Genomic DNA, 25,596 nt, shown 5'->3' on the forward strand with positions numbered 1-25,596 from the left:
ATTATATTGATTATTATAATAATCAGAGAATTAAAATAAAATTAAAAGGATTAACTCCTGCAGAATACAGGAATCAATCCTTAAATTAAATATTAAATTTCATGTCCAAGAAAATGGGTTCACTACAAAGGGAGCTTTTTTAATTATTGAAAGATGAAACCATTATAGCTTTTATTGAATGAAGTCTATTTTCAGCTTGATCAAAAACAACTGAATTCTCACTTTGGAAAACTTCATCAGAAACTTCAAGTTCCTTTATTCCAAATTCTTGGAAAATATTATTTCCAACATCAGTTTCTAAATCATGGAAAGAAGGAAGACAATGTAAAAATATAGCGTCTTTTTTAGCGTAAGACATTGATTTGCTGTTCACTTGATAAGGCTTTAATAGGTCAATTCTTTTTTTCCAAGTGTCCTTTGTTTCACCCATGGAAACCCATACATCTGTATATACAGCCTCAGCATCTTTTAAACCCTTTTCAATTGAATCTGTTAAAGTTAATTTAGCTCCTGTTTCCTTTGAGATTTTTAAACAAGTATCAATTAATTCTTTTTTAGGAAACAAAGATATAGGAGTTACAATTCTAAAATCAAGTCCCAGTTTAGCAGCACCTACCAAAAGAGAATTAGCTACGTTATTTCTTCCATCTCCAATATATGCTAGTTTAATATTTTTTAGTTTTCCCTTGTGTTCTAGTATAGTTAAAAAATCTGCAATTATTTGTGTAGGATGAAAATCATTTGTAAGACCGTTCCAAACAGGTACTCCAGAGTAAGTGGCTAAATCCTCTACTTTTTCCTGTTCATAACCTCTATATTGTATTCCATCAAACATTCTTCCAAGTACCTTAGCAGTATCTTTAATTGATTCTTTTTTTCCTATTTGACTTCCAGAAGAATCAAGGTATGTGGTATTAGCCCCTTGATCTGAAGCTGCAACTTCAAAGGCACATCTGGTTCTAGTTGAAGTTTTCTCAAAAATAAGAGCAATATTTTTTCCTATTAGAGTTTTTTCCTCTATTCCTAATTTTTTATCTTTTTTTAATTTAGCTGATAGTTTTATTAAATTATTAATTTCATCCTCTGTAAAATCTAATAATTTTAAAAAATGTTTTTCATTCATTATTTTCCCCTCCAAGTAATATTAAAATTCTTTTATGGTCTCTTCCAAAAGCATAACAGCCTTATCCAATTCTTCATATGTAACATTTAAAGGGGGAAGTAATCTAACAGTATTATTCCCTGCTCCAACTAATAGAAAATGTTTTTCAAAGGCTTTTTTTACAAAATCTCCAGAACTTATTTTATCATTAATTTTTAATCCAAGTAAAAGTCCCATTCCACTTATACTTTCAAATGCATCATATTTTTTTATTAAATCATTAATTTTTTCTTTAAAGTAAGCACTTTTGTTACTAACTTCATCTAGAAAATTTTCAGAAGTTAAACAATCTACAACAGTGTTAGCAACAGAACATGCAAGGGGATTCCCACCAAAAGTTGAACCATGATCCCCTGGTTTTAATGTTTCACAAGCTTTTTTCCCAACAATTACTCCACCAATTGGGAAACCTCCCCCAAGTCCCTTGGCAACAGTTATAATATCTGGTATTACTGAAAATTTTTCATAGGCAAAGAAAGTTCCAAGTCTACCAATACCACACTGTACATCATCTGTTATAAGTAGGGCGTTATTAATGTCACATAGATTTTTAACAGTTTGTAAAAATTCAGGGTCTATTGGAATAATTCCCCCTTCCCCTTGTATAAGTTCAATAATTACTCCACAGACATTTTTATCAAATTTAGAATAAAAATCCTTAATATTATTAAATTCACATTGAACTGTTCCCCCAAGTATAGGTCTGTATGGAGCTTGATATTTTTCTTGTCCAGTTACAGAAAGAGCTCCTAAAGTTCTTCCATGGAAGGAATTTTTCATGTAAATAATTTTATTTTTATCTGGGCAAAATTCTTTTCCAAATTTTCTAGCTATTTTCAAAGCAAGTTCATTTGCTTCAGTTCCACTATTGCAGAAAAAGACCTTATCCAAATCTCCAATTTTAATTAATTTATCAGCTAGTTTTATTTGTTGATCATTCCAATAAAGGTTTGATATATGCATAAGATTTTCACTTTGATTTTTTATAGTGTTTATAATTTTAGGATTACTATGACCTAAACAGTTAACAGCTATTCCAGAAACAAAATCAAAATATTTATTGTCATTAATATCGTAAAGATATACTCCTTTCCCCTTTTTAAAAATAACATCAAATCTATTATAAGTGTTTAAAATATTATTAGTTTCCATGTTTTCTCCCCTTTAATTTTTAATAAGTTTAGTTCCAGTGTTTAAATCTGTAAGTAATTCCACAAGTAGTGAATGTTCAAGATTTCCATCAATTATATGAACATTATCAACTCCATTTTTTAAAGACGAAAGGCAAGCTTCAACTTTAGGGATCATTCCCTCAGTTATTATTTTATCTTTAATAAGAGTGATAGCTTCATCATAGTTTAAAGTTTCAATTTTAGTGTTTATATTGTTCATTTCCATCATAATCCCAGGGGCATTTGTGATAAATATAAACTTATGTGCCTTTAGTTCACTGGCAATTGAACTAGCAGCATAGTCAGCATTTATATTATAGGTATTTCCATTGTAATCAGTTCCAACACTGGAAATAACAGGAATATAGTCTTCTTTAATAAGTGTATATATAATTTTTCCATTAATCTTTAGAATCTCTCCAACATTCCCAATATCTATTTTTTCATTATCATTAATAATATATTTTTTTTCTGCTATTATTAGATTGCTATCTTTTCCACTTATACCAACAGAATTTCCCCCATATTTATTAATTAATGACACTAGATTTTTATTAACTTTTCCAGAGAGAATCATTTCTACAATTTCCATAGTTTCATTGTCAGTAATTCTATTTCCCTTTAAAAATTTAGATTCCTTATTAATTTTCCCAAGCATTGCATTAATATCAGGGCCACCTCCGTGGATAATAACAGGATAAGCTCCTAGTTTTTTTAGAAAAACAATGTCCTTAATAAATTGAATTTTTTTAGTCTCATTTATTAGAGCATTTCCCCCATATTTAATAACAATAATTTTTCCAATTAAGCTATCAATGTATGGGATTATTTCAATAATATTATTTATTTTTGTATATTTATTTTCCATAAAATCTCCTTTTAATTTAAGAACGATAAGATCCATTAATTTTTACATATTCATAGCTAAGATCACATCCCCAAGCTTTAGCATTGTGCTTTCCATTTTTTAAATCCACAAGTATATTTATTTTATCTTCTTCTAAAATATTTTTAATATAGTCTTCATCAAAGGATAGCCCTGCACCATCTTTAACAACTTGTACAGAATTTCCCTTTGAGTTTAAATGAATATCAATGCTTTCAATGTTTAAATCAGCTTTGGAATATCCAATGGCACATAGGATTCTTCCCCAGTTAGCATCCTCTCCAAAGAAGGCGCATTTAGTTAAATTAGATGTGATAATTGATTTAGCAACTAATTTAGAATCTTTTTTTGTTTTCCCATTTGAAACAGATACTTCTAAAAGTTTTGTTGCCCCTTCACCATCCTTTGCAATTAATTTAGCTAGGCTTTCATTTACATAATCAAGGGCATCTTTAAAAATCTTAAAGTTTTCATCCTTTGTATCTATTAATTTATTTTCAGCAGCTCCATTTGCAATAATTATACACATGTCATTGGTACTAGTGTCCCCATCCACAGATATCATATTAAAGGTATTATCAATACTTTCTTTAAAAGTTTCATTAAGTAATTCTTTAGAAATATTAACATCTGTAAATATATTTCCAAGCATAGTTGCCATATTAGGATGGATCATCCCAGAACCCTTAGCTATCCCAGCTATAGTGACAGTTTTATTATCTATTTCAATTTGCACAGTAACTGTTTTAGGAAAAGTGTCAGTTGTAAGTATTGCTAAAGAAGCATCTTCTCCTCCATCTTTAGATAGTTTAGGACAAATATTATTTATCCCAGAAATTAATTTATCCATTGGAAGGGGAAGACCAATAATTCCAGTTGACTGTACAAGAACTTCACTAGGTAATATGTTTAAGTTTTTAGCAACAAGTTCAGTTGTTGTAACAGCGTCTTCATATCCTTTGGCTCCATTACATGCATTTGCATTTCCACTATTTATTATTAGAGCTTGAACATTTTCACTTTCAACGTTTTTCATACTTAAAAGAACAGGAGCAGCTTTAACTTGATTTTGGGTAAAGGCTCCAGCAGAAATACCTTTCTCTTCACTGTATATTAGACACAGATCTTTTTTTCCACTTTTTTTCAATCCACAAGATATTCCTGCAGCTTTTATTCCCTTAACAAGGGTAAATGATTTATTTTCTAAAATTTTCATGTTATTCTCCTTTATATATTTATTCCTAAAGTTGTTATTCCTTGAAATTCATCAAGATCAAATGAAATATTCATATTTTGAATAGCTTGTCCTGCAGCTCCCTTTACTAGATTATCAATAGCTGAAATAACTATAATTTTATTAGTTCTAGTATCTATCTTAATACCAATATCACAGAAGTTGCTCCCCTTTACAAATCTTGTTTCAGGAAGGGAGTCTAAAATTCTCACAAAATAACTAGATTTATAGAAATCTTTATATATTTCATAAATCTCTTGTAAACTTTTAGAAGTATCCAAATTAGCATATGACACAGCTAAAATTCCACGATTCATAGGAACAAGATGAGGTGTAAATAAAGTTGTTATTTTTTCATTTTCAAGTAAAGAAAGTTCTTGCTCTATTTCAGCTGTATGTCTATGATTTCCAACAGAGTAAGCCTTTATAGACTCGTTACATTCAGAGAAAAGACTTCCAACTTTTAATGATCTTCCAGCTCCAGAAACTCCAGATTTTGCATCTATTACAATTGAATTTAAATCAATTAATTTATTTTTAACTAAAGGTGCCAATGCAAGTAAACTAGCTGTAGCATAGCATCCAGGATTTGCAATTATTTTTGCATTTTTAATATCTTCCTTTGATTTTAATTCAGGTAAACTATATATAGAGTCTTTTATTAGCTCAGGATAATTAAATTTCATTTTATACCAATAAAGAAAATCCTCAGGATTTGTTAATCTAAAATCTGCTCCTAGGTCAATTACCTTAACAGAATTTTCCACAGATAATTTTACAAGGTCAGCTGACTTTCCATGGGGAAGAGCTAAAAACAAAACATCAATATCCTTTATTTTATCTTTAGCCTCTTCAATGGAAATAAGTTTAGAATCCAGCCTGTTTTTAAAATTAGGATATATTTCACTAAATTCTTTACCTGCATAGGTATTAGAAGCCATAAATTCAATTTGTGAAAATTTGTGATTCATCAGTAACCAAACAAGTTGTTGCCCTGCATAACCAGTAGCTCCAAAAATTCCTACTTTTAACATTGTTAACCTCCTACAAAATAAAAAAACCAGCATGCTTAGATATTATTCTAAACATACTGGTGCATAAAAAAAGCCAGCATATATGAATGCTGGCAAAAGAATTCTAATAATTTTATTAATTAAAAATTTTCAAAGAAAAAAATTCTAAGTTAAAAAATCATGATCTCTAGTTGAACATTCAGAATAATAGTTTCTATTATATTTGTTGATTATCCTGAAATGCCTTAGTAACATCATAATTTTCCTCCCCATTAATTTTCTAGAATACTAACATAATTTTATTTCCATGTCAAGAAAAATTAATTTAGAGATGAAATGAAGTTGTCAAATCCCCTTCTTCCATTTTCATCATTCTTGAACACTCCTGAGTTTTCAAGAACTTGGGAGAAGACTAATCCAACTTCTTTTTTTAAAATGAGTTCTATATTATTTTCATTTAGTTTTTCACTATATTTTTCAAGTAAACCTTCACACCAATTTAAATGTTTTACAACCTTTGGATTTTTATTAATTAAATCAAGGGGATCTTTTTTTAATAAAAGTTCCCTAAGTGTTGAAAGTTCTTCCTTTAATCTTCCTGGTAAAACAGCTAGACCCATAACTTCAATAAGTCCAATATTTTCTTTTTTTATGTGATGAAATTCTTTGTGAGGATGAAATATCCCAAGGGGATACTTTTCAGAAGTTCTATTGTTTCTTAAAACAAGATCAATCTCATAGAAATCTTCTTTTCTCCTAACTATTGGAGTAATTGTGTTATGTGGAGTATTATTTGAAAATGCTAAAATATCACATTTTTCATCTGAATAATTTTTCCAATTAGCAAAAATTTTATCAGCTAGTTCAATTAGTTCTTTCTTGCTTTTACCCCTAAGTCTTATAACAGACATTGGCCATTTTATTTTTTCAACTTGAATATCCTCATAATTTTTAATTGTGAAAGTTTTTTCCATTTTTCCCATTGCCATTGGAAAATCATGACATCCCCCTTGAAAATGTTCATGGGCTAAAATAGATCCTCCAACTATTGGTAAATCAGCATTTGAACCAATGAAATAATGTGGGAACACATCTACAAAGTCTAGTAATTTTTCAAAGGTATTTTTATTTATTGTCATTGGAGCATGTTCCCCTGAAAAAACTATACAGTGTTCATTATAGTATACATAGGGTGAGTACTGTAAAAACCAAGATTTATCTTTTAAAGTTATAGGAATAATTCTATGATTTTGTCTTGCAGGGTGATTAATTCTTCCTGCATATCCAACATTTTCTTTGCAAAGGAGACATTTAGGATAAGAGGAAGCTTTAATAAGCTTAGCTTTTTCAATGTCCCTTGGATCCTTTTCAGGCTTTGAAAGATTAATTGTTATTTCTAAATTTCCATAGCTAGTTTCACATAGCCAATGTAGATTTTTATTAATTCTATCAGTTCTTATGTAGTTTGTGTCTTTGGAAAATTTATAGAAATTATCAGTGGCCCTTTTAGGGGAAACTTGATAATCCCTTTTAAAATTATTAATTACATCACTAGGTTTAGGAGTTAACTCTCCAATTATTTTAGTATCAAATAAATCCCTTTCAGGAACAGTGTTTTCAATTAAATTATTTTCAACAGCAAAATTACAAATTTCATCTAAAATTTCATAGGGATATTTTCCATTTATTATTTCAATATTTTCTAAATTTTCTTCATTAACTTCAATATTTAAAATATTATAAATTTTATTTCTGAAATATATTATATCTTCATTTTCAATAAAAGATACATTTACAGCATAGTTTAATAAGTTTTCAATTTCTATATATATATTTTTTTTATTCATTATAAATCACCTATTTTTCTAGAACCATCACCAATATTAGCAATATAAAAATCAGCAACAAGATTAGTTTTCTTTGTATATTTTTCCCCAACATTTTTAATGAAACTATCTATAAAATCATTTTCAACAATACTCACAGCACATCCACCAAATCCAGCTCCTGTCATTCTAGAACCTATTATTCCAGGTTCCTCCCAAGCTGCCTTTACAATTGTGTCAAGTTCAAATCCAGTAACCTCATAATTATCCCTAAGGGAAATATGTGATTCATTCATTAATTTTCCAAAGGTTTTTATGTCATTGTTTTTCAAAGCTGTAATACCATTTAAAACCCTATCATTTTCACTAATAGCATGGGTTGCCCTTAGAAGAGCTTCATTTTCCCCTATAAAGTGTTTAACCTTTTTAAAATCTTCCATGGAAAGGTCACATAAATATTCAATGTTAACTTTAGAATTTTTTAAATCTTGTAAGGCTTTTTCACAGTAAATTCTTCTTTCATTATATTTAGAATCAGCAAGGCCTCTTCTTTTGTTAGTGTTCATAATAACAATTGAAGCATTTTTAAGTAAAATAGGAACATATTCATATTTTAAAGTGTTACAGTTTAATAAAATAGCATTATCCTTTTTACCCATTCCCACTGCAAATTGATCCATAATTCCACAACTAACTCCTATAAAATCATTTTCAGCCCTTTGGGAATATTTAACAATATCTACCATAGGTATATTTAAATTAAAAGTTTCATTTAAAATAGTTCCCATTAAAACTTCCAAAGAAGCAGATGAAGAAAGGCCAGCTCCATTTGGAATATTTCCATAAAAAACTATATCCAAGCCAAAGGGTATGTTATGATTATTATCTTGAAAGATTTTAATTACTCCTTTACAATAATCACCCCAAACACCTGACTTTTTTAAGTTATTACCTTGGAAAGTTATTGTTTTGTCATTAGGAAAATTAATAGAAAATAGATTAAAATTTTGATCTTTTCTTTTTCTACAAATAGCGTAAGTTCCAAAGCTTAGAGCACATGGAAAAACAAAACCCCCATTATAATCAATATGTTCTCCTATAAGATTAACTCTTCCAGGAGTAAAATAAAATTCCTCACTTCCTAAATTTCCAAATAATTCATGAAATTTAACAAGCATTGTATTTTTAACATCCATTTTTATCCTCCTAAATTACATACTATGTATCTTAATTATACTTTGTGTTAAAAAAAAAACAAATTGTTTTGTTAAAAAGATAGGGGACTTAATTAAGTTTATTAATTAAGTTTTTTTATTAATTAAGTTTTCTTTTGACAAATCAAGTAAAATATATTAAAAATAGATATAAGATATTTTAGGAGAGTACAATGAAAGAGAGCCTGAGAGAGTATGAAATATTAAAAATAATAAAGAATAGAATAAGTATTTCAAGGATGGATTTAGCTAAGTTATTTGGTCTTACTCCAGCTAGGATTTCTAGATTAATCAATAATTTATTAGAAAATAATATTATTGTTGAAAAAAATGAAGGAAAATCAACAGGGGGAAGACGTCCAATGTTGTTATCCATAAATGAGGATAATTTTAAAAATATTTTAGGAATAAACATAACAGCTGACGACAAAATATATTTATCTGTGAGTAAGGTAAATGGGGACTTTATTAAAAAAATTAAAATAGCTATACTTAGTAAGAACAAAAAAAATATGTTGAATTTTTTAGATAATATTATAAAGAAAAATTTAGAAGCACATAAAAACATAGGGGTTATAGTTCTTATTGTAACTGGTCCAGTGGACAAGGATTTTTCTAAAATATTAATGTCACCTCATTATGAGTGGGAAACTAATAATATTGTTAAGTACTTAGGTAGAAAGTATGATTTACCAATTATTTTGGAAAATGATGTGAGAGCCATGGCCTATACAGAAAAGCAAATAGGTTCTTGTAAGGATGTTGATAATTTTCTAGTTTTAAACCTATGTCAAGGTATAGGAACTTCATATTTTATTGATAATAAAATGTACAGGGGTTTTCATTCTATGGCTGGAGAAATAGGACATATAGTTATAAACACAAATAGTATAAGAAAATGTTCCTGTGGGAAAAGAGGATGTTTAGAGGCAGAAGCCTCTGATAAGGCCATATTAAAAAGATTAGAATCTGAAATAAAAGTTGGTAAATATAGTATATTAAAAGAAACTTTACAAAAAAATAATAAATTAGAAATAAAAGATGTTCTTTATGGAATAAAAAAAAGAGATTTTTTAGTTATTAAAGCAATAACAGAAGCTGTGGAATATATTGCCCAGGGGTTGAACATTATTATTTCAATAGTGGATCCTGAGAAAATTATTCTAGCAGGGGAACTTTTTAAAAGTGATTTTGTAATGGAGAACTTAAATTTTTATTTAAACAAAATATCTCTAGATATTCAAAAATGTGAAATAAAAAGCACTAAATTAGGGGAAGAACTAATGTATTACTCTGCAATATCTGTAGTAAGGGAAAATTTGTTTGAAAATTTAAAATTTACAGAAAAATATATACAAAGTTAGGTGATAATAATGGCAGTTATTAAAAGAAATTTTTTTGGGAAACTAAAAACAGGGGAAGAGGTGTTTGCCTATAGTTTAAAAGATGATGATTTGGAAGTTGAAATATTAGATTATGGTGGGATTATTAGAAAGATTTTAACCAAGGATAGGAAGGGAAATGTTGAAAATGTGGTTTTAAATTTTGAAACCCTAGAAGAATATGAAGATAACCCGTCCTATCATGTAGGTGGGATAGTAGGAAGAAATGCAGGAAGAATAGCAAATGGACAACTGAATATTCAAGGGGAAATATACCAATTAGAATTAAATAATAATGGGAATAATTTACATGGATACCCAGATTATTTTGTTACTAAGTTGTGGAGAGGGGCAACTATTATTCAAGGGGATAGGGTAAAACTAATTCTCACTAGAAGCTCTCCTCATATGGAAGGAAATTTTCCAGGAAAGGTTGATTTTAAAGTTATTTATACTTTGGAAAAAAATGAATTAACAGTGGAATATGAAGGTATTCCAGATAGGGAAACCTATATGAATTTAGCTAATCACACTTATTTTAATCTCAGTGGAGATGCTAAAGAGGACATTGGCAATCAAAAAATACAATTATATTGTGATGAATATATACAAGTTGATGAGAGAACATTACCTAAAATAATTTCAAATGTGGATTCTAAAATATTTGATCTAAGAAATGGAGTGAAGTTTAAAGATATTTTAAATTCTCAAGATGAGCAAATAAAAATAGTTAATGGTGGATTAGATCATCCCTTTATACTTTCAAAAAAAGAAAATATAGATGGAATAATAGAGGATGAAAAAAGTGGACGAGGCTTAAAAATAAAAACCAATCAGCCAGTTGTTGTTCTTTACACAGGAAATTATCTAGAGGATATATTCAAAAAAAATCATTTGGGATTTTGTTTGGAAATGCAAGATTATCCAGATGTATTACAATTTTATGATGAAAAAAGTAAGCTTTATTCTGAAAAAGATAAATACTATAGCAAAAGTCAGTATACTTTTTATAATTTTTGATAAAACTTTAAACAAAAAACGTTTAATTTATTGACAAAAAATATTAATTAAAGTATAACTATAGATAGCAAGAGATTGAAAAACAAAATGAAAATTATGAATTGACTAAAAATTAGGAGGGATTTATATTATGAAAAAAATGGGATTGTTATTGGGGTCAGTTATATTAGCAGCAGGTTTAGTAGGGTGTGGGGGAGATAAAAAATCAGATGAGCCACAAAAATTAAGAGTTGGATTTACAGCTTATAAATTTGACGATAACTTTATAGCATTACTAAGAAAATCTGTGGAAAGTGAAGCAGCTAAGGTTTCTGATAAGGTAGAATTACAAATGAACGATTCTCAAAATAGTCAAACTACACAAAATGATCAAATAGACGTTATGTTGTCTAAGGGTGTTGACTCTTTAGCTATTAATTTAGTTGACCCAGCTTCTGGACAAACAGTATGTAATAAAATAAAAGAATCTGGAATACCAGTTGTATTCTATAATAAAAGACCACAAGATTCAGTTATTGAATCTTATGATAAAGCTTATTATGTTGGAGTAGATCCTGATGCTCAAGGAATTGCCCAAGGAGAATTAATTGGAAAATATTGGAAAGAACATCCTGAAACAGATTTAAATGGTGATGGAGTAATTCAATATGTAATGTTAAAGGGAGAACCTGGACATCCTGATGCAGAAGCAAGAACTAAATATTCTGTAAAAACATTAAATGATATGGGAATTGAAACTGAAGAATTACATTTGGACACTGCTTTGTGGGATACTGCAATGGCAAAGGATAAAATGGATGCATGGTTATCTGGTCCCAATGGAGATAAGATAGAAGTTATAATTTGTAACAATGATGGTATGGCTTTAGGTGCTATAGAATCACAAAAGGCATTTGGAAAAACATTACCAGTATTTGGTGTTGACGCACTTCCAGAAGCTCTTGTAAAAATTAAAAAGGGTGAAATGGCTGGAACAGTTTTAAATGATGCAGATAGTCAAGGTAGAGGAACATTTAATATTGCAGTTAATTTAGCAGCAGGTAAAGATGCAACTGAAGGTCTTGATCTAGTATTAGATAATAAAATTTTATTAGTTCCTAGTATAGGAATAGATTCTGACAATGTGGATCAATATTAATTTCTTTTGGAAATTAAATAAAAATTAAATTAAAGAGGGAGTGGTTTTCACTCTCTCTTTTAATGAAATAAACAACTTATAATTATATGAAATGGAGAAAGTTATGGAAAATAAAGAATATTTATTAGAAATGAAAAATATTTCTAAATCATTCCCTGGTGTAAAAGCATTGGATGAAGTTTCTTTAAAGGTTAGATCTCATAGTGTTCACGCTCTTATGGGAGAAAATGGAGCTGGGAAATCAACTCTTATGAAATGTCTTTTTGGGATTTACAAAAAAGATGGTGGAACTATTTCCTTTGATGGAAAAGAAATAAATTTTACATCAACAAGGGAAGCTTTAGATAATGGAGTTTCCATGGTTCATCAAGAATTAAATCAAGTTACTCAAACAAATGTACTAGATAATATTTGGTTAGGGAGATTTCCAACTAAGGGATTCTTTGTTGATGAAAAGGCCATGTATGACAAAACAATTGAAATATTTAAAAATTTAGAAATAAATATAAATCCAAAAATGAAAGTAAGAGATTTATCTGTATCTCAAAGACAAATGATTGAAATAGCTAAAGCTGTTTCTTATAATTCAAAAATAATAGTTATGGACGAGCCAACTTCTTCTTTAACAGAAAATGAAGTGGAACATTTATTTAAAATAATAAGAAGGCTAAGGGAAGATGGCTGTGGAATAATATATATATCTCATAAAATGGAAGAAATTAAAGCTATATCTGATGACATTACCATAATGAGAGATGGAAAATGGATAGCAACAGAAGAAAGTGACAAGTTAACAACAGATGAAATTATAAATCTTATGGTTGGAAGGGATTTAACAGATAGATTCCCACCAAAGGACAACGAACCTAGTGAGTTTATATTAGAGGTGGAAAACCTTTCAGCAAAACATCAACCTTCAATAAATGATATTAGTTTTAAGTTACGTAAGGGAGAAATTTTAGGTGTTGCAGGGTTAGTTGGAGCTAAAAGAACTGATATAGTTGAAACTATATTTGGAATTAGAGAGAAAGCAAAGGGAAAAATTAAATTATTTGGTAAAGAAATAAATAATAAATCTCCAAAAGTAGCTGTTAAAAATGGTTTTGCTTTAGTTACAGAGGAACGTAGAGCAACAGGAATATTTTCCATGTTAGACATTAAAGAAAATACAATTTTAGCTAATATAGATAGTTATGTAAAGAAAAATAAATTATTAGATAACGAAAAAATGGTTAAGGACACTCAATGGGGAATTGATAGTATGAGAACCAAAACTCCTACTCAGAGAACTCATATTGGAAGTCTTTCAGGGGGAAATCAACAAAAGGTAATACTTTCTAGATGGCTTTTAACAGAACCTGATATTCTTATGTTAGATGAACCAACTAGAGGTATTGACGTTGGGGCTAAATATGAAATATATCAACTTATGATAGAACTTGCAAAAAAAGGTAAGGGAGTTATTATGGTATCTTCAGAAATGTCAGAACTTTTAGGTGTTAGTGATAGAATAATTGTAATGAGTAATGGAAAACTAGCTGGGATAGTTAATACAAAGGAAACTACCCAAGAGGAATTATTGAGCCTTTCAGCAAAGTACTTATAACTAATATTTTAAAATTTAAGGAGATAAATTATGGATTTAAGATTACAAAAGAAAAAGAACGGGAAAATAGATATTAAGGATTTATTTATTAGAAGTGGTTTATACTTAGTTTTATTTTTAATGCTTGTTATGATAGTTGTTAAGGAACCTACATTTCTAAGTATTAGAAATTTCAAGAATATTTTAACTCAATCTTCAGTAAGAGCTATAATTGCTCTTGGTGTTGGAGGAATTATAGTTACCCAAGGAACAGACCTTTCAGCAGGAAGACAAGTTGGGTTAGCAGCAGTTGTATCAGCTTCTCTATTACAAGCTTCAGATAATATAAATAAGGTTTACCCAGATATGGGTCAAATGCCATTAATAGCAGTTATACTTATAGTTATGGTAATAGGTGCAATAATAGGAGCTTTTAACGGGGTAATAACAGTGTGTTTGAACATCCATCCATTTATAGTTACAATGGGGTCTATGACAATTATCTATGGTATTAATTCCCTTTATTATGACTTTGCAGGGGCTTCTCCTATTTCAGGGTTTAACGAAAGTTATTCTCATTTTGCCCAAGGGTCCTTTAATGTTTTTGGGTTTAAGCTACCATTTTTGATAATTTATGCAACTATAGCTATGGTTATTATGTGGGTATTGTGGAATAAAACTAAATTTGGTAAAAATGTTTTTGCTGCTGGGGGAAATCCAGAAGCAGCTAGAGTTTCAGGAGTTAATGTAGTAGTTACAATGGTATTAATTTACGCTTTATCAGGAATGTACTATGCCTTTGGTGGATTTTTAGAAGCTGGTCGTATTGGTTCTGCAACTAATAATCTAGGTTTCATGTATGAAATGGATGCAATAGCAGCTTGTGTTATAGGTGGAGTATCATTTTATGGAGGTATTGGTAGAATATCAGGTGTAATGATTGGTGTAATTATATTAACTGTTTTAAACTATGGTCTAACTTATGTTGGAGTAAGTCCATATTGGCAATATATAATCAAAGGGGCAATAATAATTGCAGCAGTAGCCTTTGATTCAATGAAATATGCTAAGAAAAGTTAAAAATATAATAATAACAAAAAATAAAAAAATAGCGAGATTACTCGCTATTTTTTATTTAGTCTAATTCTTTAAAATCTTCTTTTCCAACACCACAAACTGGGCAAACCCAATCAGCTGGTAAATCTTCAAAAGATGTTCCTGGAGCTATTCCTGCATCTTCATCCCCTAAAGCTGGATCATAAATGTATCCACATGGTTCACATTCCCATTTTTTCATAATCAATAACCTCCTTTTCCTTATTTTAGTATATTATTGTGATAAGATTGTTACCTAATTTAGATATATTAGAAGCTTACAATTTCAGCAGTGGCCTCATACCAAGGTCCCTCTTCATCTTCACCGTATTCAAGGTAAAAACTAACTTGTAAATCTTCCAAAGTAAACCCAACTGAATCTTCTTCTTTAATATCAAAGAATTCTATTTTTTTAAATTTAGTTTTTGATAGTTCTTCAGCAATCATTTCATTAGTTTCAAGAAGTTCCTGTAAATCATCTTTAATTTCATAACCTCTTTTTTGAAATTCTTCATTTATTCTTAGCATTAATTTTGTTAATTTTTCTTCCATATTTCCTCCATATTAATTTAATTTAAATAGGTTTAATAAATTTTTCCATTTTTTTATGAAAAATAAAATAAATTTTATCTTTCTAACCTCAAGGGGAACTTTCTTTAATGCCTTATTCATTTGCATTTCAATTTCATTATCTGTCATAATCCACATCCTATTTCATTATATCCTAATTATAGTATTTTTTCTATAAAAAGCCAAGAGTTTTTAAAGAAAATATCCAAACAAATAATGTGAAAATAGATAATACAGAGGAAGAGACAATTAATTCTGCTGCTAAATTTTCATCTCCACCAATTTCTTTAACCATTATAAAGGAAGCAATGGCAATAGGTGACCCAGTAGCTCCTAAAATAGCAAGTAAATGTTCATTTACAAATCCAAATTTTATTCCCAAGGTAATGGCCACAAGGGGTAAAATAATTAATTTCATAAAACTAGCTACAAATATAAATTTTAAATTTTTAATAAGACTAGAAAATTTTAAGGTAGCTCCTAGAATAATAAATGCAAGGGGTGTTGCAACTCCTCCCATACTAACTAGTGGTTTTAATAATAGATTAGGTATTTTAATTCCCAAAACAACAAACATTATTCCAAGAAAGCATGAAATAATTAAAGGGTTTTTTAAAATAGACATAACCAATTTCTTTTTACTAGCATTCTTATTAGCATATCCTTCTAGTATTAGTATAGCTAGTACATTAAATAGTGGGATAGCCCCTGCAATTGCTATTGAAATTATTCCAGCACCATTTTCCCCGTAAAGGGCAGTTGCCATGGGAATTCCAAATAGTATTAGATTTGCCCTATAGGATCCTTGAATCATTACAGGAACCTTGTTAATGTCTGAAACAGTTTTTCTATAGATTAAAAAATAAAATAATACCATAGAAGTAATAACTCCATATAAAAGTAAAATAAGTGTGAGATTTTGAATATCAACTAAGGCTCCAATATCCATTTTAGAAACATTAACAAACAGAAGAATAGCCATAAAAACTCTAAAAACTAAGTTGTTCATAATAGTTAGAGAATGATCATCTACCATATTTAATTTTCTAATTAAATATCCAACACTCATCATAAAAAAAATCGGGAAAACTACATTTAAAGATAGTAATAAATTGCTCGTCATATTAATTCTTCATCCTTTTTTAAATTTTAGTATAAAAAATACGGTATAATTAATATTATACCGTATGATGTATATTATAATATATTTATAAAAATTTTGCTATGACTATTTCATAAATATTGACATTAAACTTTTTGTAAGACCTGTAACTTCTAGAAAAGAGAAAACAGCAACGATCCAAAGAATAAATGGAACTTCCTTAACTTTTCCAACAAATATTTTAATTAGAACATAAGATACAAATCCAAATGCTAATCCTAAAGAGATACTATAAGTTAAAGGCATCATTATAATAGTTAAGAAACAAGGAATAGCAGTTTCTAAATTTCTTAAGTCAATGTCCAAAAGATTTTTAAACATAAATACTCCAACTATTACAAGGGCTGGTGCAGTTGCATAACCAGGAACAGCTCCTATAACTGGTGAAAAGAATAAAGCTACAAAGAATAAAAGTGCAGTGGTAACAGAAGTAAGTCCTGTTCTTCCTCCAGCAGCAATTCCAGAAGCTGACTCAACAAATGTAGTTACAGTTGATGTACCTATTAAAGAACCAACTATTGTAGCAGCAGCATCTGCTTCTAAAACTTTATCTATTTTATCAACATTTCCATTTTCATCAATAAGTCCAGCTTCATTTGCACAAGCTAATATAGTTCCAAGGGAATCGAATAAATCAACAAATAAGAAAGAAAATATAGAAGCGATTAATGAAGGTTTCAAAGCTCCTAGTATATCTAGTTTAAATGCAATTGGAGCAATGCTTGGAGGCATTGACATTAGAGTTTTAGGTAAAGTTATTTCACCAACTATAATTCCAAGTACAGTTGTGATTAAGATTCCAAGTAATATACCACCTTTTATATTTCTAACTTCTAGATAGATCATAACAATAAGACCAATTACTGATAAGGCAAGCTTAGTATCAAAATGTCCAAGTCCAACTAAAGTAGCAGGATTGTCAACTATAAGTCCCATTGTTTGCATTCCAAGAAAGGCAATAAATAAACCAATTCCAGCACCAACAGCAAGTCTTAATTCCATAGGTATTGACTTAATAAGAGATTTTCTAACTCCTGTTAATGTTAATATTACAAATATAACACCAGAAAGAAAAACAACTCCAAGTGCTTCTTGCCAAGTAGCCCCTTGCCCTAATACTAAAGTATAAGCAAAGAAAGCATTAAGTCCCATTCCAGGTGCCATTGCAAAGGGTGCATTAACCCAAACACCACAAAGTCCAGTACCAACAATTGCAGATAAACAAGTTGCAGTAATAAGTGCTCCTTGATCCATATGAGTAGCTGATAAAATAGCAGGATTTACAAAAACTATATATGCCATAGTTAAAAATGTAGTGGCCCCTGCGATAATCTCTTGTCTCACTGTTGTCTTGTTTTCAGACAATCTAAAAAATTTTTCCATTATACCCTCCGATTTAAATTTGTTAAAAAATAAAAGGTCTATAATTTTATAGGCCCTTAGATACGTTGTAATTTTAGAAATATAAAAGGCCTGTAAAATTACAGGCCTATACATCTAAAAAAACAGGCCATAGTATACTATTTAAGGTAGTATGTAGAGACGCCCCACCATATTAAGGGCTTATACGGTTGTTAAATATTATTTTTTATTTAAGATAGATACATAATAAATTAAAAACCTGAATTTGTCAAGGATAAATTCCCATATTTTATGAAAAAAAAATATAAATATTTTCCAAATATTGACAACTAAAAATAATTGTGATAATATTTATTTTAATTATACGACTGACGGAAGTGGAATTAACCACAGGGAGTATAATATTAGTAGCCGACCGTCTGGGCACAAAGAAGCCTGGTTAGTGTTGGTTTTTTTTATACAGTAATATATAAAAGGAAAAATTAAGGGAGGTTTTTGTGAAGACAGATATACAAATAGCTCAAGAGGCAAATATTTTAAACATTAATGATATTGCAAAAAAGGTAGGTATACCTGAGGACAAATATGATCAATATGGGAAATATAAGGCAAAAATAGACTTAAGTTTATTAAAGGATATGGAGGATAAAAAGGATGGTAATTTAATCCTAGTAACAGCAATAACTCCAACACCTGCAGGGGAAGGAAAATCAACAGTTAGTGTTGGTCTTACTGAAGCTTTAAATGGTTTAGGTTATAGTTCCATAGCAGCTTTAAGAGAACCTTCTTTAGGACCTGTTTTTGGGATGAAAGGTGGAGCAACAGGGGGAGGTTACTCTCAAGTTATTCCAATGGAAGATATAAATTTACATTTTACAGGGGATCTTCATGCAATTGGAGTAGCTCATAATTTAGTTTCTGCAATAATTGATAATCATTTGAAATTTGGAAATGAATTAAACATAGATATAACAAAAATTATATGGAAAAGAGTTGTAGATATGAATGACAGAGCTCTAAGAAATACAGTTATAGGACTTGGAGGAAAAGCTTCAGGAATTCCTAGGGAAAATTCATATCAAATAACAGTTGCCTCAGAAATTATGGCATCCCTTTGTTTAGCAACTTCCCTAAAGAATTTAAAGGAAAGAATAGGGAAAATTATTTTTGCCTATGATGTAAATGGGAAACCATTAAGTATTTCCCAACTAAAAGTTACAGGTGCAGTTACTGCTCTTTTAAAGGAAGCTATAAAACCAAATTTAGTTCAAACTTTGGAAAACACACCTGTTTTAATTCACGGAGGACCCTTTGCAAATATAGCCCATGGATGTAATTCTGTTCTAGCTACAAAAATGGCATTGAAACTAAGTGATTATGCTATTACAGAGGCTGGATTTGCTGCAGATTTAGGAGCTGAAAAGTTTTTAGATATTAAATGTAGACAAGCAGGGCTATCTCCAAATTGTGTAGTTTTAGTTGCAACAGTTAGAGCGTTAAAACATCACGGTGGAGCAAAAGATTTAGGAATAGAAGATTTAGAAGCTCTATCAAAGGGACTTGAAAACTTAGATAAACATATAGAAAATATGAAAAAGTATAACTTACCAGTTGTAGTTGCTATGAATAGATTTTTAAGTGACACAGAGGAAGAATTTAAGTTAATTATAGAAAGATGTAAAAAACATAATGTGAAAGTTGCCCTATGTGATGTTTGGGAAAAGGGTGGAAAAGGTGGAGAAGAATTAGCTAAATTAGTTGTAGAAGAAATTGCAAATAACACTGAAAAATATTCACCAATATATGATTTAAAGGACACACCAATTAAGAAAATAGAAACTATAGTTAAAGAAATATATGGTGGAGATGGTGTTGAGTATTCAGTAAAAGCTAAAAAAATGTTTAAATTAATAGAAGAAAATGGATATAATGACCTTCCAATTTGTGTATCAAAAACTCAAAAATCCCTATCAGATAATGCTAAGCTATTAGGAAGACCTAGTGGATTTACTGTTACTATTAATGATATAAAAATAGCTGCAGGAGCAGGATTTATAATTGCCATGGCAGGGGACATAATAGATATGCCAGGATTACCAAAAAAACCAGCTGCACAGTTAATAGATATTGACGATGATGGTAAAATAACAGGATTATTTTAATTGGTTATATATTTTAAACTACAAAAAAGGATAGAAAGTTTTTGCTTCTATCCTTTTTTATTTAAATATCTTTAATAAAAACATTTTGAAAACATAAATAATTATGATATAATTTACATTGAAAGAAGAAAATATAAAATAGCGCCAGAACTTATAATTTTATAAGTTGACGAGGACTAAGGTTATCGAAACATTCGGCGGATGCCTTAGAGGTGGTTACAACCATTATTTTTAAAACTATAAAGTGATTTATAGGACAAAGAAATAATTGTAACATTCTTCTAAATATAACATTACTAAAGTATGAATATACTAGTTTTAGTATACTTAATAATGTTGTATTAAAATTTTAGGAGGAAGAAATATGTGTGGAATAGTAGGATATGTAGGAAATGATGAAAAAGCTGTAGAAGTTATATTAGAAGGACTTGGTAAATTAGAATATAGAGGTTATGATTCTGCAGGAATTGCTGTAGTTGAAGATGGTAAAATCTTCATAGAGAAAAAAAGTGGAAAACTATCTAATTTAGTAGATGCCTTGGATAATGATGATCACCATTCTAAAGTTGGAATAGGTCATACAAGATGGGCAACTCACGGTGTACCAACTGATAATAATGCTCATCCTCATTTAAGTAATGATGGAAAAGTAGCAGTTGTTCACAATGGAATTATTGAAAATTTCTCTTCCCTTAAGGAAGAGCTAATAAAAAAAGGATATGTATTTCATTCAGATACAGATACAGAGGTTATAGCTCAATTATTTTCAGAACTTTATACTGGAGATTTAGTTGAAACTTTTTATATATTAAAAGAAAAAATTAGAGGTTCCTATGCCTTTGGTATAATTCATAAGGATCATCCAGGAAAAATAATATGTGCTAGAAAAGAAAGTCCTTTAATTATTGGTCTTGGAAAGCATAAAAATTTCATAGCTTCAGATGTACCAGCTATTTTAAAATATACTAGGGATGTAATGTTCTTAGATAATGGAGAAGTGGCATTACTAGAAGAAAATAAAGTAACAGTATATAATGATAAAAAAGAAATAATAAAAAAAGAAATTACAAAAATAGACTGGAGTATGGAACAAGCAACTAAAAATGGTTATCCTCATTTTATGATAAAGGAAATAGAGGAACAACCTTCAGCAGTTGAAAAAACTCTATCTTCTTATATTAATATTCAAGGGGAAATAAATTTTGGTAAATCCTTTGAAAATATTGATTTTGACAAAATAAAAGAAATACAAATAATAGCTTGTGGAACAGCTTATTATGCTGGACTTCAAGGAAGTTATTTTTTCAAAAAAATAAATGGTCTTAAAACATATATAGATATAGCATCAGAATATAGATATAACGATCCCTTTGTAGATGAACATACACTGGCAATATTCTTAAGTCAATCAGGGGAAACTTTAGATACTCTTATGGCTATGAAATTAGCTAAGGAAAAAGGCGCTACAACTTTAGCAGTTACAAATGTTTTAGGTTCTACAATTTCAAGGGAAGCAGATGAGGTTATATATACTTTAGCAGGTGCAGAAATATCAGTTGCTTCAACAAAGGCATATACAACTCAAGCTTTAACTATGTATTTATTATCTTTATACTTTGCAAAAAGATCAGGTAAAATAACAGATGATCAATATGAGAAATATTTAGATGATGCATATAAATTGTCAGAAAATATTGAAGAGATTTTACAAAACAAAGAAAAAATAAGAGAAATAGCTAAAAAAATCAAAGATAGAAAAAATGGATTTTATTTAGGTAGAGGAATTGATGACAAAATAGCTAAAGAGGGTTCTTTAAAAATGAAAGAGGTTAGCTATGTTCATACTGAATCTTTCCCTGCAGGGGAATTAAAACATGGACCAATTGCTTTAATAGAAGAGGGAACTATGGTTGTAGTTGTTTCTACCCAAGATAAAATGGTAGAAAAAGTAGCATCAAATATAAAAGAAGTTAGAGCTAGAGGAGCTTACGTATTAGCAATAACAAAGAAAAATCATAAGGAAGTAATAGAGGTAGCAGATGATGTTATATTAGTAGGGGATAATGGAGAATTATTAACTCCAGAATTAGCAGTTATTCCAATGCAGCTTTTAGCTTATTATACAGCAGTTGAAAAGGGATTAGATGTTGATAAACCTAGAAACTTAGCAAAATCAGTTACAGTTGAATAAAAATAAATAATACACAATTGACTCTCTTAATTTTAAGGGAGTCATTTTATATTAAAATGAGGTGAGCTTATGGTAAATATAGTAAAGGAAAATAATAGTATACAAAAGGGTTATGTGGTTTATTGGATGCAAGAGGCTCAAAGAACAAAATATAACTATGCTTTAGAATATTCAATAGGGATAGCTAATAAATATAATGTCCCTGTATATGTTTTTTTTAACTATATTTCCAATTATCCAGAGGCTCAAAAAAGACATTTTGATTTTATGCTTCAAGGACTTTTAGATGTAAAGGAAAATTTATTAAAAAGAAATATAGAGTTCATTATGTTAGATGGGAGCATAGAGGAAAACCTAAAGGAAATATGTGAAGAATCAAGGTATTTAGTGTGGGATAAATCCTATTTAAAATTTCAAAGAAAGCAAAGGGAAAAATTAAAGGAAATTATTAACTGTAATATTATTGAAATAGAGGGGAGTGTTTTAATCCCAGTTGAAAAAGTTTCAGTAAAGGAAGAATATAGTGCTAGAAATTTGAGATTAAAGTATAGTAAATTACTTAGTGATTTTGATAATTTTTTCTTGAAAATACCCTATGAACACAAGTTAACACAATTAAAAAAAATAGATAATTTAGCAAATGATATTTTACCAAAGAAGAAGAAATTTTTAGATGGGAAATTTATAGGTGGTGAAAAGGAAGCTATAAAAAAATTAAGATTTTTTATAAGGGAAAATTTAAAAAATTATGATAAATCTTCCCCAGAAAATGATTTTTCATCAAAATTATCTCCATATTTACATTTTGGACAAATTTCCCCATATTATATATATAATGAAATAATAAAGGTTAAAGAACATAAAGAACAAAGGGATAAATTTTTAGAAGAGTTATTAATAAGAAGGGAACTCGCTTTTAATTTTGTTTATTATAATAAAAATTATGACAATTGGGATGGGATAACCTACAAATGGGCATATGATTCTCTTGAATTACATAGTAAAGATCAAAGGGAATATTTATATTCACTAGAAGATTTAGAAAACTTCAAAACCCATGATATTTATTGGAATGCTGCTCAAAGGGAAATGCTTTGCACAGGATTTATGAATAGCTATATGAGAATGTACTGGGGTAAAAAAATTATAGAATGGAGCAAATCTTCAATTGAAGCATATAAAACTATTATATATTTAAATAATAAATATTTTTATGATGGTAGAGATCCAAATTCCTATGCAGGTGTAGCTTGGTGTTTTGGAAAACATGATAGAGCATGGAAGGAAAGAGAAATATTTGGGAAAATTAGATATATGAATGCAAAGGGATTAGAAAGAAAATTTAATATGGATGTATATATAACCAAAGTGGAAAATTGCTATAAATAGGGGAGGAGAAATGAATTTAGAAAAGTTAAAGGAAGAATGTAAAAACTGTCATAAATGTAATTTGTCTAAAACTAGAAACAGAATGGTTTTTGGAAATGGAAATCCAAATGCTACTATTATGCTTATAGGGGAAGGTCCAGGAAAGCAAGAGGATTTATCAGGGGAAGTCTTTGTAGGTCAAGCAGGGCATCTTTTGGATAAGATGTTAAAAGCTATTGACTTAAAAAGAGAAGACATTTATATTGGAAATATAGTTAAATGTAGACCTCCTGGTAATAGGGACCCTTTTCCTGAGGAGCAACAAGCTTGTATAGAATATTTACGAAATCAAGTTAGGATCATTAAACCAAAAATATTAGTTTGTTTAGGGAGGGTAGCAGGAACTAGAATAATTCATCCTAATTTTAAAATAACAATGGAACATGGAACATGGATTAAACGGGGTGATTTTTGGATTATAGGAACCTATCATCCTGCAGCTTTGCTATATGATCCAAGTAAAAAAAGAGATGCTTGGGAAGATTTGAAAAAAATAAAAGAAAAGTTAGAAAGCTTAAAATAAAAAAAGCACAACTAAGGTTGTGCTTTTATATTTTAATTATATTATTTTATTTGACAACAGTTAACCACATTTTAAATTTTGTTAAGGCTTTTAATCCATGGGGCAATCCTGCAGGCATAAGGATACCTTCTCCCTCTTTTACAATATTTACCTTACCATCTATTGTTATTTGTGCTTGTCCTTCTAGTATCATAGCAATAGCATCCCCTGAAGCAGTATGAGTGCTAAGCTCTTCCCCCTCATCAACTGAAATAACAGTTAAGTTCAATCCAGGTTTTTGAACAAGATTTAAACTTGTGACTTTTTTTTCATTATAATTTATTAATTCCTTTGCTTTAAATACCTTTGCTTTTTCTAAATTTTTTACTAATTCCATATAGCACCTCCATAGTTAAATATTTATTTGTAGAAGTTTAAAAGCTTTTTTTCCACCTATTTCATGGAAAACATCAGCAGGAACCATGAAAACTTCCCCTTCTTTTAGTATATTAATTTTATCACCTTGCTTTATTATTACTTCCCCTTCAACTGCTAAGTACATAGTATTTAAAGGATATTTTTCCTCTTCTAACATTTCTCCCTGTGGAAAACTAAAGAGCATCATATGGGAATATTCACTGTTAGAAAGAGACATACTGACAACTTGATTTTTTTCAGAGTTAATTAAATCTCCTAATTTTTTAGGATTATCTATTGGTAAATTTTTAAGTCCTTTCATAAATACCTCCTTTTCTATAGTATAAGTATACCACTTCTTTTTAATTATTTTTGTTGCATAGGTAACGTAAATAAAAAAAAAAGCACAACTTATGTTGTGCTTTTAGTACTAATATTTTAAATTAGGAAATCTGTCTTTTAAATTAGCATCAATTTGAGCAACAGTTTCTTTTACTTCTTCAGTGTAAAGAGAATCAATATCTCCAGTAATTTCTATTTTTGTAATTGTATCACCTTGTTTAACAGCATTTACAACTTTTTGGTCTTCTTCACTAATAACTTCACCAAAAATAGTATGTTTATGGTTAAGCCAAGGAGTTTCAACATGAGTTATGAAAAATTGAGAACCGTTGGTATTTTTTCCAGCATTTGCCATTGCTAAAAGTCCAGGTTTATCAAAAACAACTTCTTTAGTAAATTCATCAGCAAATTGATAACCAGGTCCCCCTGCACCAGTTCCTTCAGGATCTCCCCCTTGAATCATAAAGTCAGAAATAACTCTATGGAATTTTAAACCGTCATAATAACCTAATTGTGATAAATGTACAAAGTTTAAAACAGTGAAAGGAGCAGTTTCTGGAAATAATTTAATATTTATTTCTCCTCTATCAGTTATAATTTTTGCATTTAAATTAATGTCTTTCATTAATTTTACCTCCGTATTAATATTTATTTTATTACTTCCACCTTTTAATTTAATAAAAAATGCTTTAGTAAGTAGAAATAGCACAAATATACCTAGAATAATAGATAC

At 29.3% G+C, this 25,596-nt stretch carries 25 protein-coding genes and 2 riboswitches; of the genes, 10 read left to right on the forward strand and 15 right to left on the reverse strand.

Annotation, left to right across the window (positions count from 1 at the left end):
- Window positions 1-89 (forward strand): IS3 family transposase (locus GIL12_RS06710; protein ID WP_163469728.1); only part of this gene is annotated, 89 nt, incomplete at its 5' end.
- Between the two features lie 50 nt (window positions 90-139).
- On the opposite strand, the gene argF is transcribed toward GIL12_RS06710, so the two are convergent.
- From argF to GIL12_RS06745, 7 genes are all read right to left on the reverse strand, one after another.
- Window positions 140-1,123 (reverse strand): ornithine carbamoyltransferase, encoded by a 984-nt coding sequence (gene argF / locus GIL12_RS06715; protein WP_163469734.1) that lies wholly within the window; start codon window positions 1,121-1,123, stop codon window positions 140-142.
- A 21-nt stretch (window positions 1,124-1,144) separates the two neighbouring features.
- Window positions 1,145-2,314, reverse strand: a complete 1,170-nt coding sequence (locus GIL12_RS06720; protein WP_163469735.1) for an aspartate aminotransferase family protein — start codon at window positions 2,312-2,314, stop codon at window positions 1,145-1,147.
- Between the two features lie 12 nt (window positions 2,315-2,326).
- Window positions 2,327-3,202: an acetylglutamate kinase gene (argB, locus tag GIL12_RS06725; RefSeq protein WP_163469736.1), complete on the reverse strand. Its 876-nt coding sequence runs from the start codon at window positions 3,200-3,202 to the stop codon at window positions 2,327-2,329.
- A 16-nt stretch (window positions 3,203-3,218) separates the two neighbouring features.
- Window positions 3,219-4,436: a bifunctional glutamate N-acetyltransferase/amino-acid acetyltransferase ArgJ gene (gene argJ / locus GIL12_RS06730; RefSeq protein WP_163469737.1), complete on the reverse strand. Its 1,218-nt coding sequence runs from the start codon at window positions 4,434-4,436 to the stop codon at window positions 3,219-3,221.
- An 11-nt stretch (window positions 4,437-4,447) separates the two neighbouring features.
- On the reverse strand, window positions 4,448-5,488 hold the full coding sequence (gene argC, locus GIL12_RS06735) for an N-acetyl-gamma-glutamyl-phosphate reductase (protein WP_163469738.1): 1,041 nt from the start codon (window positions 5,486-5,488) through the stop codon (window positions 4,448-4,450).
- Window positions 5,489-5,787: 299 nt separating this feature from the next.
- Window positions 5,788-7,314 carry a UDP-glucose--hexose-1-phosphate uridylyltransferase gene (gene galT / locus GIL12_RS06740; RefSeq protein WP_163469739.1) on the reverse strand — a complete coding sequence of 509 codons (1,527 nt, stop codon included), beginning with the start codon at window positions 7,312-7,314 and terminating at the stop codon, window positions 5,788-5,790.
- Entirely contained in the window at window positions 7,314-8,489 is a 1,176-nt protein-coding gene (locus GIL12_RS06745) for a galactokinase (protein WP_163469740.1), read from the reverse strand. The genes galT and GIL12_RS06745 overlap by 1 nt, the downstream gene beginning before the upstream one ends.
- Before the next feature lie 191 nt (window positions 8,490-8,680).
- On the opposite strand from GIL12_RS06745, the gene GIL12_RS06750 reads away from it, so the two are divergent.
- The 5 genes from GIL12_RS06750 to mglC all read left to right on the forward strand — a co-directional run bounded on the left by GIL12_RS06750 (window position 8,681) and on the right by mglC (window position 14,712).
- Window positions 8,681-9,871 carry an ROK family transcriptional regulator gene (locus GIL12_RS06750; RefSeq protein ID WP_163469741.1) on the forward strand — a complete coding sequence of 397 codons (1,191 nt, stop codon included), beginning with the start codon at window positions 8,681-8,683 and terminating at the stop codon, window positions 9,869-9,871.
- A gap of 9 nt (window positions 9,872-9,880) precedes the next feature.
- Window positions 9,881-10,909: an aldose epimerase family protein gene (locus GIL12_RS06755; protein ID WP_163469742.1), complete on the forward strand. Its 1,029-nt coding sequence runs from the start codon at window positions 9,881-9,883 to the stop codon at window positions 10,907-10,909.
- Between the two features lie 130 nt (window positions 10,910-11,039).
- Complete coding sequence (gene mglB, locus GIL12_RS06760; protein WP_163469743.1) at window positions 11,040-12,047, forward strand: galactose/glucose ABC transporter substrate-binding protein MglB; 1,008 nt, start codon at window positions 11,040-11,042, stop codon at window positions 12,045-12,047.
- Window positions 12,048-12,150: 103 nt separating this feature from the next.
- The gene (mglA, locus tag GIL12_RS06765; RefSeq protein WP_163469744.1) at window positions 12,151-13,653 is read left to right on the forward strand and encodes a galactose/methyl galactoside ABC transporter ATP-binding protein MglA; all 1,503 of its coding nucleotides are present in this window, start codon (window positions 12,151-12,153) and stop codon (window positions 13,651-13,653) included.
- A 30-nt stretch (window positions 13,654-13,683) separates the two neighbouring features.
- The gene (gene mglC / locus GIL12_RS06770; protein WP_163469745.1) at window positions 13,684-14,712 is read left to right on the forward strand and encodes a galactose/methyl galactoside ABC transporter permease MglC; all 1,029 of its coding nucleotides are present in this window, start codon (window positions 13,684-13,686) and stop codon (window positions 14,710-14,712) included.
- Window positions 14,713-14,767: 55 nt separating this feature from the next.
- Here mglC and rd read toward each other — a convergent pair whose 3' ends face one another.
- The 5 genes from rd to GIL12_RS06790 form a co-directional block, all read right to left on the reverse strand.
- A complete protein-coding gene (gene rd, locus GIL12_RS06775) occupies window positions 14,768-14,929 on the reverse strand; it encodes a rubredoxin (protein ID WP_163469746.1) in 162 nt (53 codons plus the stop codon).
- 68 nt (window positions 14,930-14,997) lie between these two features.
- A complete protein-coding gene (locus GIL12_RS06780) occupies window positions 14,998-15,279 on the reverse strand; it encodes a hypothetical protein (protein ID WP_163469747.1) in 282 nt (93 codons plus the stop codon).
- Between the two features lie 12 nt (window positions 15,280-15,291).
- The gene (locus GIL12_RS10175) at window positions 15,292-15,426 is read right to left on the reverse strand and encodes a hypothetical protein (RefSeq protein WP_255461060.1); all 135 of its coding nucleotides are present in this window, start codon (window positions 15,424-15,426) and stop codon (window positions 15,292-15,294) included.
- Between the two features lie 43 nt (window positions 15,427-15,469).
- A complete protein-coding gene (locus GIL12_RS06785) occupies window positions 15,470-16,420 on the reverse strand; it encodes an AEC family transporter (RefSeq protein WP_163469748.1) in 951 nt (316 codons plus the stop codon).
- A gap of 105 nt (window positions 16,421-16,525) precedes the next feature.
- Complete coding sequence (locus GIL12_RS06790; protein ID WP_163469749.1) at window positions 16,526-17,842, reverse strand: NCS2 family permease; 1,317 nt, start codon at window positions 17,840-17,842, stop codon at window positions 16,526-16,528.
- 110 nt (window positions 17,843-17,952) lie between these two features.
- Window positions 17,953-18,050, reverse strand: a riboswitch (purine riboswitch).
- A 125-nt stretch (window positions 18,051-18,175) separates the two neighbouring features.
- Window positions 18,176-18,253, forward strand: a riboswitch (ZMP/ZTP riboswitch).
- 65 nt (window positions 18,254-18,318) lie between these two features.
- Here GIL12_RS06790 and GIL12_RS06795 point away from each other — a divergent pair.
- The 4 genes from GIL12_RS06795 to GIL12_RS06810 all read left to right on the forward strand — a co-directional run bounded on the left by GIL12_RS06795 (window position 18,319) and on the right by GIL12_RS06810 (window position 24,125).
- On the forward strand, window positions 18,319-19,983 hold the full coding sequence (locus GIL12_RS06795; protein ID WP_163469750.1) for a formate--tetrahydrofolate ligase: 1,665 nt from the start codon (window positions 18,319-18,321) through the stop codon (window positions 19,981-19,983).
- Between the two features lie 364 nt (window positions 19,984-20,347).
- Complete coding sequence (glmS, locus tag GIL12_RS06800) at window positions 20,348-22,174, forward strand: glutamine--fructose-6-phosphate transaminase (isomerizing) (RefSeq protein WP_163469751.1); 1,827 nt, start codon at window positions 20,348-20,350, stop codon at window positions 22,172-22,174.
- A gap of 69 nt (window positions 22,175-22,243) precedes the next feature.
- A complete protein-coding gene (locus GIL12_RS06805; protein ID WP_163469752.1) occupies window positions 22,244-23,563 on the forward strand; it encodes a deoxyribodipyrimidine photo-lyase in 1,320 nt (439 codons plus the stop codon).
- 10 nt (window positions 23,564-23,573) lie between these two features.
- Complete coding sequence (locus GIL12_RS06810; protein ID WP_163469753.1) at window positions 23,574-24,125, forward strand: uracil-DNA glycosylase family protein; 552 nt, start codon at window positions 23,574-23,576, stop codon at window positions 24,123-24,125.
- A 46-nt stretch (window positions 24,126-24,171) separates the two neighbouring features.
- On the opposite strand, the gene GIL12_RS06815 is transcribed toward GIL12_RS06810, so the two are convergent.
- The 3 genes from GIL12_RS06815 to GIL12_RS06825 all read right to left on the reverse strand — a co-directional run bounded on the left by GIL12_RS06815 (window position 24,172) and on the right by GIL12_RS06825 (window position 25,479).
- Window positions 24,172-24,501 (reverse strand): cupin domain-containing protein, encoded by a 330-nt coding sequence (locus tag GIL12_RS06815; protein ID WP_163469754.1) that lies wholly within the window; start codon window positions 24,499-24,501, stop codon window positions 24,172-24,174.
- A 15-nt stretch (window positions 24,502-24,516) separates the two neighbouring features.
- On the reverse strand, window positions 24,517-24,843 hold the full coding sequence (locus GIL12_RS06820) for a cupin domain-containing protein (RefSeq protein WP_163469755.1): 327 nt from the start codon (window positions 24,841-24,843) through the stop codon (window positions 24,517-24,519).
- Between the two features lie 108 nt (window positions 24,844-24,951).
- Complete coding sequence (locus GIL12_RS06825; RefSeq protein WP_163469763.1) at window positions 24,952-25,479, reverse strand: peptidylprolyl isomerase; 528 nt, start codon at window positions 25,477-25,479, stop codon at window positions 24,952-24,954.
- Window positions 25,480-25,596: the final 117 nt, after the last annotated feature.

Source organism: Fusobacterium sp. IOR10 (assembly GCF_010367435.1).
Taxonomy (GTDB): Bacteria; Fusobacteriota; Fusobacteriia; order Fusobacteriales; family Fusobacteriaceae; genus Fusobacterium_B.

What these genes read in the sequence shown, in the direction of transcription:
- argF (WP_163469734.1), bottom strand. Translation starts at nt 1,123, where the DNA reads ATGAATGAAAAACATTTTTTAAAATTATTAGATTTTACAGAGGATGAA.
- GIL12_RS06720 (WP_163469735.1), bottom strand. Translation starts at nt 2,314, where the DNA reads ATGGAAACTAATAATATTTTAAACACTTATAATAGATTTGATGTTATT.
- argB (WP_163469736.1), bottom strand. Translation starts at nt 3,202, where the DNA reads ATGGAAAATAAATATACAAAAATAAATAATATTATTGAAATAATCCCA.
- argJ (WP_163469737.1), bottom strand. Translation starts at nt 4,436, where the DNA reads ATGAAAATTTTAGAAAATAAATCATTTACCCTTGTTAAGGGAATAAAA.
- argC (WP_163469738.1), bottom strand. Translation starts at nt 5,488, where the DNA reads ATGTTAAAAGTAGGAATTTTTGGAGCTACTGGTTATGCAGGGCAACAA.
- galT (WP_163469739.1), bottom strand. Translation starts at nt 7,314, where the DNA reads ATGAATAAAAAAAATATATATATAGAAATTGAAAACTTATTAAACTAT.
- GIL12_RS06745 (WP_163469740.1), bottom strand. Translation starts at nt 8,489, where the DNA reads ATGGATGTTAAAAATACAATGCTTGTTAAATTTCATGAATTATTTGGA.
- GIL12_RS06750 (WP_163469741.1), top strand. Translation starts at nt 8,681, where the DNA reads ATGAAAGAGAGCCTGAGAGAGTATGAAATATTAAAAATAATAAAGAAT.
- GIL12_RS06755 (WP_163469742.1), top strand. Translation starts at nt 9,881, where the DNA reads ATGGCAGTTATTAAAAGAAATTTTTTTGGGAAACTAAAAACAGGGGAA.
- mglB (WP_163469743.1), top strand. Translation starts at nt 11,040, where the DNA reads ATGAAAAAAATGGGATTGTTATTGGGGTCAGTTATATTAGCAGCAGGT.
- mglA (WP_163469744.1), top strand. Translation starts at nt 12,151, where the DNA reads ATGGAAAATAAAGAATATTTATTAGAAATGAAAAATATTTCTAAATCA.
- mglC (WP_163469745.1), top strand. Translation starts at nt 13,684, where the DNA reads ATGGATTTAAGATTACAAAAGAAAAAGAACGGGAAAATAGATATTAAG.
- rd (WP_163469746.1), bottom strand. Translation starts at nt 14,929, where the DNA reads ATGAAAAAATGGGAATGTGAACCATGTGGATACATTTATGATCCAGCT.
- GIL12_RS06780 (WP_163469747.1), bottom strand. Translation starts at nt 15,279, where the DNA reads ATGGAAGAAAAATTAACAAAATTAATGCTAAGAATAAATGAAGAATTT.
- GIL12_RS10175 (WP_255461060.1), bottom strand. Translation starts at nt 15,426, where the DNA reads ATGACAGATAATGAAATTGAAATGCAAATGAATAAGGCATTAAAGAAA.
- GIL12_RS06785 (WP_163469748.1), bottom strand. Translation starts at nt 16,420, where the DNA reads ATGACGAGCAATTTATTACTATCTTTAAATGTAGTTTTCCCGATTTTT.
- GIL12_RS06790 (WP_163469749.1), bottom strand. Translation starts at nt 17,842, where the DNA reads ATGGAAAAATTTTTTAGATTGTCTGAAAACAAGACAACAGTGAGACAA.
- glmS (WP_163469751.1), top strand. Translation starts at nt 20,348, where the DNA reads ATGTGTGGAATAGTAGGATATGTAGGAAATGATGAAAAAGCTGTAGAA.
- GIL12_RS06805 (WP_163469752.1), top strand. Translation starts at nt 22,244, where the DNA reads ATGGTAAATATAGTAAAGGAAAATAATAGTATACAAAAGGGTTATGTG.
- GIL12_RS06810 (WP_163469753.1), top strand. Translation starts at nt 23,574, where the DNA reads ATGAATTTAGAAAAGTTAAAGGAAGAATGTAAAAACTGTCATAAATGT.
- GIL12_RS06815 (WP_163469754.1), bottom strand. Translation starts at nt 24,501, where the DNA reads ATGGAATTAGTAAAAAATTTAGAAAAAGCAAAGGTATTTAAAGCAAAG.
- GIL12_RS06820 (WP_163469755.1), bottom strand. Translation starts at nt 24,843, where the DNA reads ATGAAAGGACTTAAAAATTTACCAATAGATAATCCTAAAAAATTAGGA.